At 41.8% G+C, this 17,326-nt stretch carries 13 protein-coding genes; 2 read left to right on the top strand and 11 right to left on the bottom strand.

What is annotated here, in order from left to right:
- The 9 genes from AC1DRQ_RS18705 to AC1DRQ_RS18665 all read right to left on the bottom strand — a co-directional run bounded on the left by AC1DRQ_RS18705 (position 1) and on the right by AC1DRQ_RS18665 (position 12,660).
- Positions 1 to 1,890: a cytochrome c oxidase subunit I gene (locus AC1DRQ_RS18705; protein WP_429401680.1), complete on the bottom strand. Its 1,890-nt coding sequence runs from the start codon at positions 1,888 to 1,890 to the stop codon at positions 1 to 3.
- A gap of 22 nt (positions 1,891 to 1,912) precedes the next feature.
- Positions 1,913 to 3,100 carry a cytochrome c oxidase subunit II gene (locus tag AC1DRQ_RS18700; RefSeq protein ID WP_477426285.1) on the bottom strand — a complete coding sequence of 396 codons (1,188 nt, stop codon included), beginning with the start codon at positions 3,098 to 3,100 and terminating at the stop codon, positions 1,913 to 1,915.
- A gap of 48 nt (positions 3,101 to 3,148) precedes the next feature.
- Positions 3,149 to 4,414, bottom strand: coding sequence for a quinol:cytochrome C oxidoreductase (locus tag AC1DRQ_RS18695; RefSeq protein WP_477426284.1), 1,266 nt, complete (start codon positions 4,412 to 4,414; stop codon positions 3,149 to 3,151).
- Positions 4,415 to 4,427: 13 nt separating this feature from the next.
- Positions 4,428 to 5,012 carry a c-type cytochrome gene (locus tag AC1DRQ_RS18690; RefSeq protein ID WP_477426283.1) on the bottom strand — a complete coding sequence of 195 codons (585 nt, stop codon included), beginning with the start codon at positions 5,010 to 5,012 and terminating at the stop codon, positions 4,428 to 4,430.
- Positions 4,996 to 5,532: a DUF3341 domain-containing protein gene (locus AC1DRQ_RS18685; protein WP_429401688.1), complete on the bottom strand. Its 537-nt coding sequence runs from the start codon at positions 5,530 to 5,532 to the stop codon at positions 4,996 to 4,998. The genes AC1DRQ_RS18690 and AC1DRQ_RS18685 overlap by 17 nt, the downstream gene beginning before the upstream one ends.
- A 3-nt stretch (positions 5,533 to 5,535) precedes the next feature.
- Positions 5,536 to 7,014, bottom strand: coding sequence for an NrfD/PsrC family molybdoenzyme membrane anchor subunit (gene nrfD, locus AC1DRQ_RS18680; RefSeq protein ID WP_477426281.1), 1,479 nt, complete (start codon positions 7,012 to 7,014; stop codon positions 5,536 to 5,538).
- 27 nt (positions 7,015 to 7,041) lie between these two features.
- Positions 7,042 to 10,101 carry a TAT-variant-translocated molybdopterin oxidoreductase gene (locus tag AC1DRQ_RS18675; RefSeq protein WP_477426279.1) on the bottom strand — a complete coding sequence of 1,020 codons (3,060 nt, stop codon included), beginning with the start codon at positions 10,099 to 10,101 and terminating at the stop codon, positions 7,042 to 7,044.
- Between the two features lie 38 nt (positions 10,102 to 10,139).
- Entirely contained in the window at positions 10,140 to 11,426 is a 1,287-nt protein-coding gene (locus tag AC1DRQ_RS18670) for a c-type cytochrome (RefSeq protein WP_429401694.1), read from the bottom strand.
- Between the two features lie 253 nt (positions 11,427 to 11,679).
- On the bottom strand, positions 11,680 to 12,660 hold the full coding sequence (locus tag AC1DRQ_RS18665; RefSeq protein ID WP_183563348.1) for a deoxyhypusine synthase family protein: 981 nt from the start codon (positions 12,658 to 12,660) through the stop codon (positions 11,680 to 11,682).
- Between the two features lie 246 nt (positions 12,661 to 12,906).
- On the opposite strand from AC1DRQ_RS18665, the gene AC1DRQ_RS18660 reads away from it, so the two are divergent.
- The gene (locus tag AC1DRQ_RS18660) at positions 12,907 to 14,040 is read left to right on the top strand and encodes a BamA/TamA family outer membrane protein (RefSeq protein WP_429401696.1); all 1,134 of its coding nucleotides are present in this window, start codon (positions 12,907 to 12,909) and stop codon (positions 14,038 to 14,040) included.
- Between the two features lie 268 nt (positions 14,041 to 14,308).
- On the opposite strand, the gene AC1DRQ_RS18655 is transcribed toward AC1DRQ_RS18660, so the two are convergent.
- On the bottom strand, positions 14,309 to 15,094 hold the full coding sequence (locus AC1DRQ_RS18655) for an O-methyltransferase (protein WP_477426277.1): 786 nt from the start codon (positions 15,092 to 15,094) through the stop codon (positions 14,309 to 14,311).
- 45 nt (positions 15,095 to 15,139) lie between these two features.
- On the opposite strand from AC1DRQ_RS18655, the gene AC1DRQ_RS18650 reads away from it, so the two are divergent.
- Positions 15,140 to 15,997, top strand: a complete 858-nt coding sequence (locus AC1DRQ_RS18650) for a transglutaminase family protein (RefSeq protein WP_477426275.1) — start codon at positions 15,140 to 15,142, stop codon at positions 15,995 to 15,997.
- A 626-nt stretch (positions 15,998 to 16,623) separates the two neighbouring features.
- On the opposite strand, the gene AC1DRQ_RS18645 is transcribed toward AC1DRQ_RS18650, so the two are convergent.
- Positions 16,624 to 17,052 carry a hypothetical protein gene (locus AC1DRQ_RS18645; RefSeq protein WP_477426273.1) on the bottom strand — a complete coding sequence of 143 codons (429 nt, stop codon included), beginning with the start codon at positions 17,050 to 17,052 and terminating at the stop codon, positions 16,624 to 16,626.
- Between the last annotated feature and the right edge of the window lie 274 nt (positions 17,053 to 17,326).

Here is a 17,326-nt window from a genome sequence, read left to right as displayed (position 1 = left end):
TTATTTTACTTGCTCGTTTGCTTTCAGCGTACTTGTAAATTTGTTAAGCTCCTCTAAACCTGCAGGGTTATCTTCAAAATCATGAGGAAGATTTGAGCTCATGGTTTGTGAAAAAGGAACTGTTTGAGGTATAAAGTCATGTTCGGCACCTGGCTTACTGTAATCATAAGGCCAACGGTAAACAGTTGGTATTTCGCCTGGCCAGTTACCGTGTAAATGCTCAACTGGTGTTGTCCATTCCAGGGTATTTGATTCCCATGGATTTTGAGTAGCCTTTTCACCAATGAATATAGAAGATATAAAGTTGTATATGAAAGCCACCTGTGCACAAGCTGCCATAATAGCCGCCCATGTAATAAAGGTATTTACTGTTAACCAGCGTTGCATGCTTACAAACTCGGTAAAGGCGTAGTAACGGCGAGGTACACCATCTAAACCCATAAAGTGCATTGGGAAAAACACCAGGTAAGCACCAATAAAGGTTAACCAGAAGTGCAGATAGCCCAATTTCTCGTCCATCATTTTACCAAACATTTTAGGGAACCAGTGATAAACACCTGCAAGCATACCAAATATAGCTGCCGAACCCATTACCAGGTGGAAGTGGGCCACAACAAAATAAGTATCGTGCAGGTTAATATCCAACGCAGCGTTACCCAGGAATATACCGGTTAAACCACCTGATATAAAGAATGACACCATACCAATAGCAAACAACATAGCAGGAGTAAACCTGATGTTACCGCGCCATAAAGTAGCCAGCCAGTTAAATGTTTTTACCGCCGATGGTACCGCGATGATCAATGTAGTGATCATGAACACGCCACCAAGGAAAGGGTTCATACCGGTTACAAACATGTGGTGTCCCCATACAATGAATGATAATACGGTGATACCAATAAGTGAGTAAACCATGGCATGGTAACCAAAGATAGGTTTACGTGAGTTTACCGACATTACCTCAGATGAGATACCCATTGCCGGCATAATTACGATGTATACCTCAGGGTGCCCCAGGAACCAGAATAAATGCTGGAACAGGATAGGGCTACCACCTTCATAAGGTTGCTGCACACCGTTCAATACAATATCTGACAAGTAAAAGCTGGTACCAAAACTGCGGTCAAATATCAATAACACCACACCTGCAACTAATACAGGAAATGCCAGGATACCTAAAATGGCAGTAAGGAATAAAGCCCAGATAGTTAAAGGCATTTTCCAAAGGTCCATACCTTTTGTACGCATGTTTAATACGGTACTTACATAGTTGATACCACCCATTAATGATGATGCCACAAACATTACCATACTAATGAGCCACAACGTCATACCCATCCCGGAACCCGGCATGGCTTTTGGCAATGCCGATAATGGCGGATAAATGGTCCACCCACCGCTGGCAGGCCCCTTTTGAACTAAGAAAGACGATAGCATAACCACACTGGCCAAAAAGAAGAACCAGTATGACAGCATGTTCATGAATGGCGAAGCCATATCACGTGCGCCTACCTGAAGAGGTATCAATAAGTTGGCAAAAGTTCCGCTCAACCCGGCTGTTAATACAAAGAATACCATGATGGTACCGTGTATGGTAACCAGCGACAGGTAAAAATCGGCGCTTATACGTCCGTTAGGTGCAAAACGACCTAACAGTGTTGTTAACAAAGGGAATGTTTTATCAGGATAAGCTAACTGGATCCTGAACAGAATAGATAATATCATTGCAATAACTGCCATGGTGATCCCTGTGATCAGGAATTGTTTGGCAATCATTTTATGATCCATGCTAAATACGTATTTAGACAGGAAAGATTGATTATGATGATGTTCGTGACCGTGATCGTCGTGATGTGCTACTCCGTGGTCGTGAACTGCTAATGTTGACATATCGCTTATCTTAATTCTTATATTAATTATTTAACGCTAACCTATTTTGTGACTCTGTTTTTTGCTGACCAGCTGCGGCAAAATGCAGCTCCTTTCTTAACGCATCAGTTAAATAAGGTTTTTGTCTTGATAACCATGACTGGTATTCGGCTTCGCTAACAACACGAACAATTTTTTGCATGTTGTAGTGACCGCCACCGCATATTTTATTGCAATAAACTAAGTATTCAAATTTAGGGTCGTCTGTTTTTCTGCGCATATCCGCAGTAGTAATGGTTGGGGTAAATTTAAAAAAGGTAGGCAATCCCGGTACCGCATTAAGCTGAACTCTGAAATGCGGCATGTAAACGCTATGTATTACATCCTGTGCCTGTATATTTAACCTAACTGACTTGTTAACGGGCAAATACATGGTATCGGCCGAAAGATCATCAAAGCTGCTTTTCTTTTTAAAATTAACACCTAATTTATTTGCAGCAGTTACAAACGTGAAGTTTTTAGGGCCCAATTTTCCGTCTTTACCTGGGTAACGTATTTCCCATGCAAACTGGTGACCAGTAATATCAACATTTATATCACCATCAACGTCAGTAGTGTTCATGATCTTTTGCCAGGTGAAGAAGCCAAACACAACCAATACGGTTAAAACAATAGCTGGTGCTATGGTCCATACTTTTTCAATGGTATTGTTATGTGGCAAAAAGTGAGCCCGGCGTTTTTCAGAATGCCTGTATTGAAATAAAAATCCAAACAATAATATCTGGGTGATAAAAAATACGATCATGGTTAAAACAGTAGTGATGGTAAACATCTCATCAATTTTAACACCATGAACAGATGCCGCCTCGGGCAGGGTCATGCTTCCCTGTACTGTAAACGACCAGTAAGCGCCATATAATCCGGCTAATAAGAACACCAGGCAAACTACAGCCATTACGGTATTCCACTTAAGGCCTTTTTTGCCCTGTATCTGAAGTGTCAGATCGTATATTTTAAGAATTTTACCTACTACGGCTACTCCAAGGCATACCAGGAAAAATAGCAGCAAATAATAGGCAACACCTGTCCAGTCAACCTGTGGGGCTTCGGGTTGCCCGGTTGCACTTGCAGCTGCTTCAGTTTGCGCCATCAGCAGGTTTGTACCCAGGAGCATAAACGCAGCGAAGAACGATAGTAATGTTTTAGAATTTATAAATTTTCTGAATCCCATTTTAATGTCAGTTTGGTATTCTGTATTTTGTTGCAAAAATAACAATTATTATATGTGATGATGAAGGCTCTCCTGCAGGAACGGATGTTTTTTAGGAATAAGCGATTTGAATTTGCTTAACGCATTCAACGTCAGGAAAATAAATAACCCGCCAAAGCCTATAAAAACACCAAGCTCAATCAAGCCAATTTCTGTATACCATTCAGACTGCGGACCTACGGTACCAGGCATTATCATTATAAAATAATCAAGCCAGTGACCCACTACTAAGATCCAGCAAGTAGCTCTCAATACCCGGGTAACACGTTTTGAATCGCGGGACATGATGATCAGCAATGGAGCCATAAAGTTTAAAATAATAACTAACCAGAACCATGGTTTAAATTCAGGCTCCCATCTTCTGAAGAAATAAACAGACTCTTCAGGTAAGTTAGCGTAATAAATAAGCAGGAACTGTGCAAACCAAACATAGGTCCAGAATATAGAGAAACCAAATATTAACTGGCCCAGGTTATGCAGGTGATCTTGTGATACCCATTCCATATAACCTTGTTTCCTCAACCAAATTATCATTAAGGTAATGATTGATAAACTGCTTACCCACATGGCGGCAAAGTTATACCAGCCAAACATGGTTGAAAACCAATGCGCCTCTAATGACATAACCACATCAAAAGAAAATATTGGTTGGGTAAATCCAAAGATCACCAGGAACGCTGCCGAAATGGTAAAGCTTTTTCTGTAGTAAAATAAGCCGCCCAGTTCATCTTCTGTTTCAGAATATTTTGCAAGTAACCAGCCAAAAATGCTATAGCTACCTAAAAATGCTATTAAACGGATAAAAAAGAAAGGCACATTTAAGAAACCTGATTTGCCCGCTAAAATGGGGTCGTAGTTTTCGCTGCCCGGTGTAGTAACACCTTGCGCGTGCCATATTTTATATAAAAAGGGAGCAACAACCTGCTTGCCTTCTACTTCGGTAGTATGAGTTAAGGTTAAACCTGCTCCTATTATAACTAATAATATAACAGCTGCTATAGGCAGTACCCTGGCAAATGCCTGTGGTACACGCAGCAAAGAAGCAGACCAGCCAGCCTGAGCTACATATTGTAAAGCGCAGAAAAATACACCGGCTGTACAAACACAGGCAAAGTAGTAACCCATCAGCAATAAATTGGCAAATGTACGTTCACCGTTACCGGTTAAAAAGCCACCGGCTATGGTTATAACACCAATAACTATGGCTGCTATGCTCAATGTTTTTGCCTGTCCGGTAAATTCAAATTGCTCGTCAAAACTATTATGAGTCTTCATTCAATTCTAATTCTTATAAAGTTTGTAAATGGTGAACATACATGATCACTTTCCAGCGTTCCTGAGGATCAAGCTGCGAAGCGTAAGATCCCATTGCATTTACACCGTAAGTAATGGTATGATATATTTTACCGTCTGTTAAGTCTTTCATAGCGCCACCACGTGATGACTGGCCTTTTGAGTATGATGGCGGAGCAGGATATCCGTGCTGCACTACCAAACCATCGCCCTGACCATCAGCACCATGGCATGGTGAGCAAAAATGCTCAAACAAAACTTTGCCATCTTTATAGTTAGCCTGGGTTTGGGCAATTACGGTTTTCACCTCAACGCTTGCCAGCTCGTAGCCATCTTTTGTGTTCGGATAATCAAACTTTACAAAACCCACGGGTATTGTTCCGGCTGGTGGCACCTGCGCTGTTTTTCCGTCCTTAAAATTCGGATTCTTCTGATCCGGATCGTATGCGAGATGCTCATACATATTAGGGGCGTACTCCCATCCGGTACTCCTTTTATCTTTGCACGATGTAACTACAATCGAAGCTGCGATAATGATAACTATTGTTCCTAATATTCTAAATTTATTCATAGCTAACATATTTTCTGTCGTTATGCTTAACTTCACTTGCTCCGGCTTCTTTTAATATACTGTTAATATCTTCGTGTGGTGTGTTTCCTTTAGCGTCAATAGCAATTACAAACTTATCGTTAGTCGCCCGCAGGTCCATTACCCTTGGCGCTCGGCCCGGGAAAAGGTGCGTTGCAAAAAAGAAGGTAAATGCCATACCAAATGAGGCAAACAACACCGTCCACTCAAAGGTTACCGGGATAAAATCCGGAATAGGAAAGTAGTTCTTACCCCCAATATCCATTGGCCAGTCATGTGCCAGGAAGTAGTAAACCAACGTAAAGATGGTTGTACCGCCCATACAGCCAAACATAAAAGCTGCATAACCTAATCTTGAATCCTTGATACCCAGTTTGGCATCAATACCGTGTATAGGCATCGGCGTGTAAACGTCGTAAATAGGAATACTATTTTTTTGTAGTTTATCGATCCCGTGCATCATGTCATCGGGATCATCAAAAATGCCTAATATAAATTTAGTGCTACTCATCAGTTATTGTACTTTTTCGTATTCAGAATGGTCAATACTATCAAACTTGATCAAATTTTCTTTGTAGAACTCTACTTCAGCTGGCTGCAGATGGTCGCTTTCGGCTATTAATTTCTTCTTAGCCTGCTCACTTGAGCTCTTCAGCAATAGTTTTACTTCGGCCATAGCTACAGAAGGTAATACCCTTATAAACAACAGGAACATCGTAAAGAACAAACCTATTGATCCAATAAATACGCCTACATCAATCCAGGTTGGGTAAAACATAGCCCAGCTTGATGGAAGGTAATCACGGTGTAATGAAGTTACAATGATCACAAAACGCTCAAACCACATACCTATGTTTACAATGATGGATAATACCCATGAAATGGCGATGTTGGTCCTTACTTTTTTCGACCACATCATTTGGGTCATCAATACGTTACAGCCATACATCATACAGGCAGCCCACCAATACGGACCAATAAACCTGTTTAAGAAAGTGTATTGCTCATATTCGCCGCCAGAGTAGTAGGCTATAAAGAACTCGGTAATGTACGCTACACCTACCACTGAACCCGTTACCAGAATAATTTTATTCATGGATTCGATGTGGAACATGGTAATATAGTTTTCCAATCCTAATACTTTACGGGTTACCAGCAACAGTGTTTGCACCATGGCAAACCCTGAGAAGATAGCTCCCGCAACGAAATAAGGAGGGAAAATGGTAGTGTGCCATCCTGGTTCAAGCGATGTGGCAAAGTCCATTGATACAATGGTGTGTACCGATAATACCAGTGGTGTTGATACACCTGCTAATATTAATGATACAGTTTCAAAACGCTGCCAGGTTTTAACAGAACCGGTCCATCCGAATGATAATACCGAATAAATGCGGCGGCGTAAACCTGTAGCACGGTCACGGATGGTAGCGATATCAGGCAATAGACCTGTGTACCAGAATACCAATGAAACCGAGAAGTAAGTTGATATCGCGAATACGTCCCAGATAAGCGGTGAGTTAAAGTTAACCCATAAAGAACCGTACTGGTTTGGTAACGGAAGCGAGTAAAGCGCCATCCAAGGGCGGCCCATGTGAGCGCCGATATAAGTGGCCGCGCAAATTACCGCGAAGATGGTCATGGCCTCGGCCGAGCGGTTGATGGAGTTACGCCAGTTTTGACGGAACAGTAACAATACAGCCGATATAAGCGTACCGGCGTGACCAATACCTACCCACCATACGAAACCGGTAATGTCCCAGGCCCATCCTACTGTTTTATTTAGTCCCCATGATCCAATTCCATACCAAAAGGTGTAGCTGATGGAAAATATCCAAAGCATTGCGCCTAAGGATGCCACTGTAAAACCGATCCACCAGGCTTTTCCTGGCATATTTTCTACGGGGCGCAATATATCGTCAGTGATCTGACCATAGGTAATGTCCTTACCCGTTATTAACGGTTCCCTTATTATTGATTCACTATGAGATGCCATATATTTTAATCTCTGTATATAAAAATTTTAAGCCTCTAATTCAGATACATTTCTAACTTTTACCTGGTAACCTATACCTGGCTGTACGTTTAATTCTTCAAGCACATAGTAAGTTCTTTCGCTCTTCAATGCTTTTGAAACTTCCGAGTTAGGGTCATTCCTGTTACCGAAAACAATAGCGTTTGCTGAACATGTTTGCTGACAAGCAACCTTGATCTCGCCATCTTTAAGCGGGCGTTTTTCAATTTTAGCTTTTAATTTACCAGCTTGTATACGTTGAACGCACATGGAGCATTTTTCCATTACCCCACGGAAACGGGTTACAACATCTGGGTTTAATACCAGTTGTGTATGCTCATTGTTCAGGTAGTTATCAAAACGTGAATCGTTCCAGTAGTTAAACCAGTTAAAGCGGCGTACTTTGTATGGGCAGTTATTTGCGCAATAACGTGTACCTACACAACGGTTGTATGCCATTTGGTTTAAACCTTCTGATGAGTGAACGGTAGCCAATACCGGGCAAACTGTTTCGCAAGGCGCGTGATCACAGTGCTGGCAAAGCATTGGCTGGTGTACTACTGTTACATTATCAAAGTTATCCAGTTTGGCAATTTCATACTCTTCGGTAACTGATTCTGCTTTACCTTCTTCTTTGTAGCTGTAGTAACGGTCAATACGTATCCAGTGCATTTCGCGACGGCGGCGTACTTCGTCTTTTCCTACTACAGGGATGTTATTTTCGGCGTTACAAGCTACCACGCAGGCACCGCAACCGGTACAGGCGTTAAGGTCAATAGCCATAACCCAGTCATAAACAGGGCGGTCATGGCTTGGTATATCCCATAAGCTTTCTTTATCGTAGTCTTTATGGCCACCCTCGTTTCCGCTGTGCGCGGCAGGGTTCTTTTTGTATTCAGTAAATGTAGCTTCGCGTATTACACTGCGACCCTCATAAGAGTGGTGCGTTTGTGTTTGCGCAAGCGGCGATTTAATACCTGTATCGCTAAATGATGAAACCGCGGTAGTTTGGAATGTTCCGTTACGGAAGCTGTAGAAAGGGAATGCGTTTTTACCCACATTATCACCTACCGGACCAGCATTTGTACGGCCGTAACCAAGTGCTATAGAGATGGTCCCCTGTGCCTGGCCTGGTTGAGCCAATACAGGTACATCAACGGTATAGCCATTTGCTTCAACTTTAATTACATCACCTTCCTGCAGTTTCAATTTCTTGATATCGGCAACAGAAATAGCAGCATAGTTATCCCAGGTAACTTTCGATACCGGATCAGGCAATTCCTGTAACCATGGGTTGTTGGCACGTTTACCATCGCCAATTGCCTGAGATTGATAAACCTGTAATTCGTATTTACCATCAGGAGCAGTAAGTGAGCTGCTGTGGCTTAAAATAGTTTGCGCAACACCGTTCAAATCGCGGTTAAAGGTATAAGTACCCGGGGTATTAGCCGGTGTTAGGATGAAACCTGTTTGCAGCACGGTTTCCCAGCCTTTTTGGCCAGATAAACCACCTTTTGGAAGCAGGTTAGTGTTCCAGTTATTGCGTACATAGGTGTAATAATCCTTAACAGCATTATCAGACCATATTAATAAGCTATGCTCAGCCTGGCGGGTATTATAAACCGGGTTAATGGTTGGCTGTACAACGGTATAGTAACCTTCAAGCGCATTGGCATCACCCCATGATTCCAGGTAATGATGGTTTGGCGCAATTACATTTGATAAGCCGGCTGTTTCATCATTATGATCAGCAAATGATACTTTTAAACGCACTTTGTTAAGCGCGGCTTTAAAATCAGCTCCTTTAAAGTAATCATAAGCAGGGTTAACATTCAGGAATAATACTGCTGCTACATCGCCACGGCTCAATTCATTTACAAACTCAACAAACTCAGCATCGTTACCGGCATATTGTTTTGATGGGTTATCCAGATCAATAGTAGTACCATAACTGCCCAGTTGGGAGTTGATGGCATTAACCAAAATCTGTGTAGCTACGTCATTTGAACCTGCAACAACCAAGGCTTTTCCTTTGGCAGCTACTAATTCTTTTGCCGCGATAGTAATCGCGTTATCGGCTGATTTATTTGCTAACTTTTTTGAACCCGGTAAAGTAGTACCTGAAATAGCATTGTAAAGACTGATCAGCGCGATACCTTCTTCAGATGGTTTGATTGGGATACGAACGTCGGCATTGGTACCGGTTAAGCTCATACCACTTTCAAACTGGATGTGGCGCGACATCTTTTTGTTTACAAGCGATTTATTATTACGGTTTGATACATACTGGCGGGTAAACTCCTCGCCCGAGATCCATGTTCCAAGGAAATCAGCGCCAAAGCTTACAATTACATCGGCCTTATCAAAATTGTAATGAGGTAATACCGCTTTACCAAAGCTATTTTGGTTAGCCTGTATAATACCTGTATAAGATATAGCGTCGTAAGTAATATGTTTAGCGGTTGGGTAAGCCGTAATAAAATCGGCAATAACCGCTAAAGTAGATGGGCTGTTAATGGTTGATGTTACTAAGCGGATGTTTTTGCCAGCTGCTTTAATAGCGGCAAGTTCTTTGATCACAAAAGCATCAATTTCGTTCCAGCCGGCATCGGTGCCATTTAATTTTGGATCTTTTAAACGGTTTACATCATACAGGTCCAATACCGAAGCCTGGGCCTGCGCACTTAAACCGCCTTTTGAAAAAACATCATTAGGGTTACCTTCAACTTTAATAGGGCGACCTTCACGTGTTTTAACCAAAATAGCCTGTCCTTCGTAAGTTGAAGAATAGTAGTTGGCAACACCAGGTGTAACCTCTTCAGGTTTTATAAGGTAAGGGATTGATTTATGTACCGGCACGCGTTGACAAGCAGCCAGGGTTACCGCACCAACACCAAAGCCAAGCGCCTTTAAAAAGTCGCGGCGCGGAGTTTTAGCTGATAAACCATCACCACTAAGCACTTCCTCAATTGGAATTGGCTCGGCAAATTCGTTTTTATTTTTCTCAACAAATTCTGGTGTTCTGTTTAGTTCTTCTAAACCTTTCCAGTATTTTTTATTGCTGTCCATTTAAGCTATATAAACTGTAATGCAAAAATTCTTATTTATTAATAGTGACATTTACCGCACTCAATACCACCTAATACCGCGGCAGTAACTTTCTCGCCCTTCTTGATCTTATCGTGAGCAGCAAGTATGCTATCGTAGTAAGCGTTTCCTTTACCGTTAACTTCGGTACGTTTGTGGCACTGTATACACCATTTCATGGTAAGCGGTGAGTATTGGTAAACCTCTTTCATGGTTTCAACCGGTCCATGACAGCTTTGGCATTTAATACCACCAACCTTTACGTGTTGTGAGTGGTTAAAGTAAGCCAGATCTGGCAGGTTGTGAACCCTGATCCATTGGATAGGTTTAGCCGCTGTGCTATCATACTTCTGTGTTTTAGGATCGTATCCCAAAGCATCATATATTTTATGAATCTCAGGCGACTCGGTTTTAACAACCTTGTGGCAGTTCATACAAACGTTTAATGATGGTATAGAAGCATTTTTTGATTTGTAAGCACCTGAGTGGCAATACTGACAATCAATTTTCATGGTACCGGCATGTAACTCATGCGAGTATTTAATAGGTTGTACCGGTTGGTAACCTGTGTGCACGTTAGTGTTCCACAAAGTAACCCAGCCCCAGCTGCCCATTGCAATAGTACCACATACCAGTATAAAGAATACCAGTTTCTTATTTTTAAGGATCGCCTTAATAAGCTCTTTTTTCTTATCAGTAGCAACGCCATGCTCATCAACTTCGCCAGCCTCTTCTTCAATAACAACACCTTTACCTTTTAACAGCAGGCGCTCTAAAGTGGCTACAACCTTGTTTAATACCAGTATTACAATAAATGCGATAATGATAACAACAATTAAGCCCCATATAACCATGCTGCTCGGTCCGGTTTCTGCAGCAGGTGCATTAGCTCCAGCAGCTCCGGCGGCAGGTTTTTCCTGCATAGCTTTGTACTCACCGCGTACATAGGCTAAAATATTGCCTACATCACCGTCAGAAAGCTCGGTAAACACCGTCATGCCAGCCTGGTTAAACTTGTTGTAAATTGCTAAAGCCTTAGGGTTTTTAGCAGCGATCAGGGCCTGGTTGTTCTGTATCCACTGAGTAAGATACTTGTCATCCGTTTCCTGAGTAAGTTGCGGACCAAGCGCAGGACCAATTAATTGCTGATCGATCTTGTGACAGGTAGTACATTTGGATTTGAAAATCGCTTCGCCTTTTGCCACATCGGCTTGAGCATAAGCATTTGAAAAACCCCAAAAAGCAAACCCGGCAATCAGTAAAACCGACCTTGAGAATTGTTTAAGAATCAATGAGAAACTTCTCATAAAGTGTATTTATGCTAAATAATTTTTATATTAATGTTTTAAACCGCTGTAAGATGTATGCTCCATCAGTTATTTACAGGCACAAAAGTAAAATTTATTACAGTATCGCTGACACATAAATGACAGTAACGTATAATTTATAATCGTTCTAAATAATTGCAAAAAGCCCTTTAAACAATACAGGAGGGCTTTTTGACTGACGATGTATTTTTTCGGATTACTGATTGTCTTACTTTCTTATTGAAAATTTCAATTATTGTTTTAATATCCAGGCAAATATAAGGGGAGCTACAATTGTCGCGTCGCTCTCTACAATAAACTTAGGCGTATGTATATCCAGTTTGCCCCAGGTTATTTTTTCGTTCGGTACAGCGCCAGAATAGGAACCATACGAGGTTGTTGAATCTGATATTTGGCAAAAGTAACTCCAGAACGGAACATCGTGCATTTCCATATCCTGGTAAAGCATAGGTACCACGCATATCGGGAAATCGCCTGCTATACCACCGCCTATCTGGAAGAAACCAATTCCCTTGCCTGATGAGTTTTTGGTATACCAGTCGGCAAGCCAGGCCATATATTCAATACCACTTTTCATGGTTGATGCCTTTAGCTCACCTTTAATAATATAGGATGCAAATATATTGCCCATGGTGCTGTCTTCCCATCCGGGTACAACAATAGGCAGGTTTTTTTCTGCAGCGGCCAGCATCCATGAATTTTTAGGATCAATTTCATAATACTGCTCCAGCTCGCCGCTTAGTAAAATTTTGTACATGTACTCGTGCGGAAAGTATCGCTCGCCCGCATCTTCGGCATCCTTCCATATTTTGTGGATATGTTTTTGCAAACGGCGGAAAGCCTCTTCCTCGGGGATACAGGTATCGGTAACACGGTTATAATGATTTTCGAGCAGGTCCCACTCTTCCTGCGGACTCAGGTCGCGGTAATTAGGCACCCTTTTGTAGTGCGAGTGCGCCACCAGGTTCATAATATCCTCTTCTAAATTGGCTCCTGTGCATGATATGATGGCGATCTTATCCTGGCGGATCATCTCGGCCAGTGAAATACCCAGCTCGGCCGTACTCATAGCGCCCGCAAGGGTAACCATCATTTTACCGCCTTCGTCAAGGTGCGTTTCATATCCTTTCGCGGCATCCATTAATGCTGCTGAGTTAAAGTGCAGGTAGTTTTTTTCAATAAACTGCGAAATAGGTCCTCTTGTGATGCTCATAGTGTATCAATAAAATTCGGCACAAAAGTAGACATTTTTACGATGTGCAGATATGCAAATTTTAGATGTGCAGATTATCTGAACCGGGATTAAACAGATTTTTTGGATTAATGGATTTGATATGCAATTATTAAAATCATGATAATCCATTAATCCGAAAAATCCTGGTTCAGACAAAATCAGCTACACATTTGAAATCCCCTCATCCGCACATCTATAAATCTTTATATTTGCGGCCTACTACCTATGAAAAAAATAATAACTACACTATTAATATTTATTGGTGCTCAAACCGCTTTTTCGCAAACGCATCTCCTGCCAAAATTTATCAGGAAAATGTATTTTGATAAGGATACTACCAAGAAAAGCAGCTTTGTTATTTTACCCGTATTAAGTTCGGCTCCCGAAACCGGGCTTGAGGCCGGCGGCGCCGGATTATACTCCTTTTATACTGATACCGTGAGCGCCAACACCAGGGTATCCAACGTATTTGGTTATGCCACCATTACTACCAAAGGGCAAAACAGGTTAAGCCTGAGCACCAGCTACTGGACACCACAAAATGAATATCATATTACCGCAGGTATAAGCTATATTAATTTCCCTTTTGATTTTTACGGTATAGGCAATAATACGCTCAAAGCCAATACCGACCGTATTGGCCAAAAACGGGTTAAAGTAAATTTTGGCGCCGAAAAAAAGGTAGCAGATAATTTTTATGTGGGCCTTGTTGCCGGCGGTGACCATTACAGCTTTAGCGATGGCCAGCCCAATAGTATTTTTTATACAGATCCCCGGGTACAGTTCAGAGACGGAGGTACAAGTGTATATATTGGCCCAAGCCTTATTTTTGACAGCCGGAATAATAATACCTATACAACCCGTGGTGCACTCATCAGCAGCTCGCTGCAGTTGATCAAAGGCATATCCGGTTTTGATTATAAAGGCGGCTTTTTTAATATAGAGTACACTCAGTTTTTTTCTTTGAGTAAAAAGCTGGTACTGGGGATAGACATACAGGACCAAAGCCTGATTGGCGGACAATCGCCATTTTTCCTGTTGCCTACTATGGGTAATGACGAAATTATGCGCGGATACTATAATGGCCGTTACCGCGACCGCAATCTTACCGTTGGCCAAACCGAACTTCGCTACCGCCTGAGCGAGCGCATTGGTGTGGTTGGTTTTATAGGCACAGGTGAGGTTTTTAATAAAGATTTTAGCTTTAGCGAACTGAAGCCTAACTATGGCGGTGGTCTGCGTTACTTTTTTGACATAGAAAAAGGACTCAGCATCCGTGCCGACTATGGCATTGGTCAAAAAGTTGCGGGAGAAGCCAGGCAAAGCGGTTTTTATGTGGGATTAGGACAGGCGTTTTAAGCCCCCGGCCCCCTGAAGGGGGAGTGTTTGTACATATCTCATCTCATGTTCCCGTAAGATCTCCTGAAAAGGACCCAGAGCGGACATAATTAACAAAATATGTCATTGCGAGCGCAGCGCGGCAATCTCATAGGATAAGTAACAAACTTTGCTTGTGCAACCTGCATGATGAGATTGCCGCGCTACGCTCGCAATGACAACATATCATGTCCCTTTCAGGAGACCCCAATTAAAATCCTTACTCCTTGCTCTAATTTCCTATGTCCAATCAGTACCTGATCAAAAAGTCTTCCTTCACCCGGCCCGATTTAAAGAACACCAGGCCAATCCAAAACAAATCTACCGTTACAGTAACCTGGGGGTGCGCCTTGATCTGCGCCCAGGCTTCCTTCATACCTTCGCTCCAGTAAATGTCATCAAATATGAGCAGGGTATCTTCATGTACTTTGGGCAGGCACCATTCAAAATATTTCAGGGTGGCATCTTTTTGATGGTTACCATCAACAAAAATAAAATCAAGCTGGTCAAGGTTATTGATCACCCCTGGCAGGTTATCATCAAAATTACCGGTTATCAGCTCAACGGCATTCAGGCCGGCCTGTTTAAATGTTTCTTTAGCCACACCGGCTGTTTGTGGGCAGCCCTCCATAGTATACACTTTGGCATCGGGGGAAGCTTTTTGTAAGTAAAGGGTGGTAATACCCAAACAGGTGCCCAGTTCAATAATATTACGCGGTTTAAAATGAGCTGCCAGCCGGTAAAGTAATTGCGCCAGTTTTGGTTGCTTTAGGGCGTTGGCAGCAATACGCTTTACCTGCTTTTGCCGTTTATTATTAAGGTGCGAACCCGCACCCAGATCGGTTATGGTTATCACACGATTGTCAACAAGTAATTTCTTGCGGATATTTTCAATCTCCTGATATACTTTTGAGTCGGCATAATCGTAAATAACTGAATCAACCAGCTTGTAAACAAACGGAGAGTGCAAGCCGTGTCTGTTTTTTGCCTTAAGGCGGTGTAAAAGGTAATCCTTAACGAACCTAAAATTTAACATCGCTGTAAAAATAAATAAAGGTTTAGTATTTTAGCGTTACAGTGTATGATAAATCCGACAGAAGTAAACTCCCTGATCCGCTTACTTGACGACCCTGATAGTGAGATATATGAGCACGTGCATGATAAATTGCTATCGTACGGTGTTGAGGCAATCGCCTTTCTTGAAACCGCGTTTGAGCAGGCTTTTGACGCCATACAACAGGAGCGCATAGCCAACCTGGTACATGAAATTCAGTTCGGTACACTTAAAAACGATCTTAAACTTTGGCACCAAAGCGGCGCCTTCGACCTGCTGCAGGGTATACTGATCATTAACCGTTACCAATACCCCGATCTTGACGAGCAAAAAATAGTTAACCAGGTAGAGACCATTAAACGCGACATCTGGATACAAATGATGCATGAGGCCAGTCCCAAAGAGCAGATCAAACTCATTAACCATGTTTTTTACAATATATATGGTTTTAGCGGTAATACCTCTAATCACCTCGACCCGCAAAACAGCTACCTGAGCCAGGTGCTGGAGACTAAAAAAGGCAACCAGATCTCGTTGGCCATCATTTACTCTATTGTTGCCCAAAAGCTGGATATCCCTGTATATGGCGTAAATCTGCCCCAGCATTTCATTTTAGCTTACCTTGACGAAAGCCAGCAAAGTGTGTTTGAAAGCGGCATATTGTTTTATATTAATGCCTTTAACAAGGGCTTTATATTTGGCCGCCGCGATGTGGATATGTTCCTGAAACAGCTTAACCTTAAGTTCGATAAGCAATTTTATGAACCCTGCTCCAATACCGACATCATAAAACGGGTACTCCGAAACCTGATAAGCGCCTATGAAAATTTAGGCTCCATGGAAAAAGTTGATGAATTGAACGAGTTGCTGGGGATATTGGAGTAGTAGCCTGGTGAAATCAGCCAGACTTACGAAATTTTAAAAACTTTGTAAGTCTTAAACTGCATAAAGTCAAAGCCGCTTTAATTTTCCGTAGATCCAACTGACCAAAATCACCGTGATATTGAGTAGAATACTCATCCAAACAAACAGGAAATACAAATAAATTACGCTGGTAAAGCTATTGACACCAAAAAATTCGAAGGTAGCCATAATGCACACGATAAGCAGACCGGTCACTGAGGCAAACAACAGTCGTACCCTTAAGCCTATGCCTTTATAAAAGAGCCAGCAATAAGGAGCAAGACAAAAAACGATAACGAAAAGGATTCCTAAAGCTTCCATTGTTTTTTAAAATTCAACTATAACCAAAGTTTAAGATCGTAACCCTGCCCCCGTCAACGCCAGCGTTAGCTCACTTTCATTTTTTAAGCGGTCAATTGCTGTAATTGCATAAATATAGGTTTTCCCTTTTTCTGCAGAAGCATCAAAATACTTGGCGTTGAGGTTATATGCACTATGAAGGATAATTTTGGCATTGCTAATATCAATCCTGGTGCCTGCTTCAAACCGGTGAAATCAGCCAGACTTACGAAGTCTTAAAGGTAAGTCTTAAACTGCAAAAACATTCCTCATGGTTTGATCTGCAAGCTTTTAAGCGATGCGATGACAGTAACCCTTTCCCTTTTATTAGCTGCACCATAAGTAAAAGTAAATTGAAGATCTTTTTCTGTCCTGGTTTCTCCAAAGAATTTGGGATTATGCACTGACGTCAGCTTAAACAAATGCCGCTCCGGCAATTTCCCATTATCCGAAGTAGCGATGTATATCGTGTTTGTTATTTCTTCGCTACCGGCAATACCAGCACTATCTGATGGGTTAGCAACTACATATACGTTTATAAAAAGGTCACCGGCATTGCTCTTAAAACCTATATGTTTTTCGATGTTATTTAAAATATAAGTCAACTGCTCATCGGGCACATCTTTATAAGCTATTTCTTGTGCAAATACGGGTATTATAAAACCGATTAACAAGAAGAGTAAAAAAGCTTTTTTCATTATTAGCCCTATATCGATTATTTCCCTTTCAAAAATCCATTCTCATCCAACCAGGCTGTGGCCCAGTCGAACCATTTGCCTTTGTTCAGCTTATAGTCGGTGTTTTCACCGCACCATTCATTTATAGTGGTACGGTGTTATCACCATAGGTGTTCGGAAGATTGTAATTGCAGTATATATTCCCTCCCTTGGGAGGGGTGCCGTGGATTGTGAAATGGCAGGGAGGGGTTTATACGTGCGATTAAACCTGTAATGTTCAATAAACCCCTACCTC

It is taken from the genome of Mucilaginibacter sp. P4_E8, assembly GCF_056401495.1.
The sequence above is the reverse complement of the archived record's forward strand: the minus strand, read 5'-3'. Positions and strand labels throughout refer to the sequence as shown.